The 2,845-nt window shown below is 70.3% G+C and carries 3 protein-coding genes; 1 reads left to right on the forward strand and 2 read right to left on the reverse strand.

Annotated elements, in window-relative coordinates:
- Together C1J00_RS41490 and C1J00_RS41495 are read right to left on the reverse strand one after the other, a co-directional pair.
- Positions 1 to 1,272 (reverse strand): hypothetical protein (locus tag C1J00_RS41490; protein ID WP_146046373.1); only part of this gene is annotated, 1,272 nt, incomplete at its 3' end.
- Positions 1,273 to 1,425: 153 nt separating this feature from the next.
- Positions 1,426 to 2,394, reverse strand: coding sequence for a helix-turn-helix domain-containing protein (locus C1J00_RS41495; RefSeq protein WP_102913987.1), 969 nt, complete (start codon positions 2,392 to 2,394; stop codon positions 1,426 to 1,428).
- Between the two features lie 201 nt (positions 2,395 to 2,595).
- Between C1J00_RS41495 and C1J00_RS41500 the strand changes: the two genes are divergently transcribed.
- On the forward strand, positions 2,596 to 2,787 hold the full coding sequence (locus C1J00_RS41500; RefSeq protein ID WP_146046374.1) for a hypothetical protein: 192 nt from the start codon (positions 2,596 to 2,598) through the stop codon (positions 2,785 to 2,787).
- The last annotated feature ends 58 nt before the right edge of the window (positions 2,788 to 2,845 follow it).

Consider the following 2,845-nt stretch of genomic DNA (forward strand, 5'->3'; position numbering starts at 1 on the left):
GTCAGGGAGGCGGGGCGGGCGGCCGCCGTGTTGTACGGCTGCCAGATACCGGCCGATCCATGTCGCGCGCTCGGGAGCGGCAAGACGGGCAAGCCGGTCGGCGGCGGACGGCGCGTGGGCCGAGGACGTTTCCTGTGTGAGCCATCGGTACAGAGCACGGGCCTCTGCGGGCGCGGGCTCTACGGCAGAGAATGCGGTGAAGCAAGAGGCGAAGTTGTGCAGCCCGATCTCCTCTCGGGCCGAGACACCGACCGTCCACGCGGAGTCGGCCTCGTCGCCGTCCCGGCACGTGTGCCGACTGTCCTCGGTCAGGAGGTAGTGGGTGGGGCCTGCGCCCTCCATCCGTCGGGACAGCTGTACGGCGACGTGTTCCAGTTGCCGTCGTCGTGGCTCGTACGCGGACGAGACACAGACAGCCGGATCGTGTCCCCTGCAGCGCAGTTCTCTCGTGTTGAGCACGGAACCCGAGCCATGGGCCTGCGGCGTGAGGGCCAGGAGCGGGAGGGCCGCGCTCAGCATGACGACCAGGGCACCCAATGACTTCCACCGGCGGGCGCACAACAGGACGGCGCTCGCCGCCACAGCGGCGAGCAGCGTGGCCTTGCACCAGGGCAGCCAGAGGGCCGGTCCGGGTGGCGCCCCCAGCTCGGCGCGTCCCGGGACCGCGTCCCCACGGTACGTGAATCGCAGATCGGTGAGAGGACCCAACAGCGGTTCGCACCAAGGGGAGACGGACAGCCACACGGCGACTGCCGCCAGGGGCACGGACACTCCTCGCAGCGGTACCGCCCGCCCCACCAGATAGGCCACACAGGAGAAGGCCGTGAGCATCACTGCGTCGAGCGCCATCATGTCGAGTGGCGCACGGCCCACCGGGTCCTGCGGATACGGCGACGCCACCATGACGGCTATGGCCAGCACATAGCCGGCCAACGGCCACACGACTCCCGAGGCCATGCCCATCAGCTGGTAGGTCACCGCACCTCGGGCCGATGTCGCCGCGGCCCAGCCGGCGCCGTTGCGTGCCTCCGACCCGCCCTGCCACCCGGCCAGCAGCACCGCGAAGCCCACTCCGACGGTTCGCGCTGCCAGTCCGCACACCTCACCGATGTAGACCCAGCCGGTGTCCCTCCACATGCCCCGGGCGTACAGCCCGTCCCAGACCACGGCCACGAGCACGCCGGCCATCACAAGCGAGGCCAGAGGGCCGGCCTGCCGCCGCAGGTTCGCCCGGAGCACGATGACGAACGGTGTCCGCCGCGTCAGGAACATGCCTGTAGGAAGGCGTGCGCAGGCTTACGGTTCCTGATGCCCCCGGGTGTGAAGGCGCGCTGGGGAGCGCATGGGGCGCACATGACGTGGCGACCGGCTTCGACGGTCGATGTCCGTGAGGCCGACGGTCCCACCCAGGACATGACGCCGGGATCACCGGGCCGGTTCGATGGTGAACACCTGGCCGCCCTTGCCCACGCAGCGCTCCATGACGGCTTCGGTCCCCGCGGATCGGCTGGAGCCACGGATGCCCACGCATCCGTGGCCGTCCACACGCAACACGTACGTGCCGTTCACGTAAGGCCCGGACGGCTCGATGTGGAAGCGGCTGTCCTCGACACAGTCGTCCATGGGTTCCAGCAGCCCCGCCCCGGGCCCGCGGGGCAGGACCTTCAGGCACCCCATGCCGTAGTCGGGATGATGCCATTGGATGCGGTAGGTGTCGCCGCCCATCGGTTCCAGCAGGGTGTCCTGCGGGGCGACTTGGTCACACGGCCGCTGTACGGCCACCAGGGGGGTGTAGCGCCGGTCGCGGACCCGTCCGTCGGTCAGGCACAGCCGCGGAGCCGTGACCGGCCGGATACGCACCCAGCCGCTCAACCGGCTCGACCCGGCGGAAGGAGGTGAAGGCTGAGAGGAATGAAGCAGGTGAGGCGGGTTGGCCGTCCGAGAGGTGCGGGCGTTCCCGGTCGGTTCGCCGCCGGGGCCGTACAGCAGCCATGCGCCGACCACACCGGCCAGCAGCACGGCCACCGCCACCGCCACCATCAGCACGGGCTTCACGGCCGCACGGTGCGGTGAGGTGCGGCTGACAGTCGCCGGCCCCTCCGAGCCCGCGGCCTCGCGACCGGCGACCTCCTCCCGTGCGGCCAGCCACATCTCCAACCGATCGTCGTCCCCGCACGCGCGCACGAAGGCCGCCAGCAACTCCGGGCGCGGCAGCGCCCTGCCTCTCAGCACATCGGCGAGTGTGCTGCGTGCCAGCGTCTCGCCGCGCTCGGCGGCGCGCCGCTCCAGCTGCCGGTACGTCAGGCCCGATCGCTCCTTCAGGTGCCGCATGGCAGCGATGAACTCACCGACATCCTGGACCCGGTGCGGGAGTAACTCCTCCTGGTTACCCATGCCAGCATCATCGCCACAGGCCGGTGGACGGGCAACGGAGCCGTTCCGGCCTCGGACAGCGATCCGGACAAGCCACTGACCTGCCCGGACGGAACCGGACTGTCCGGGACGGCGCGAGGCCATTGCCGTGATCCGCCTCTCCTCAGCAGGCTCTTCGCCGTCACGAGGTCCGTGACTGTCCGCTCCTACGAGGAGGTGACCATGCTCAAGCAGCTCGAATCCATGGGAAGCAGGCTCCTGGGGCTGTTCGTTCCCGGCGTCGACGCTTCCGCCGCGCAGTGCTGGTCGGCCTGCTGGCAGTGCAACAACGACCACGGCGGTCCGTGCAACTGCAACGCGCCCTGCTGCTACGGCCAGGGCCACTACAGCTGCAACTGCAACACCTGTCCCTGACCGACATCAGCGGAGCGCCACCCCCGGGACCCGGGGGTGGCGTTCTCAGCCCCCGCCC

It is taken from the genome of Streptomyces cahuitamycinicus (genome assembly GCF_002891435.1).
GTDB lineage: Bacteria > Actinomycetota > Actinomycetes > Streptomycetales > Streptomycetaceae > Streptomyces > Streptomyces cahuitamycinicus.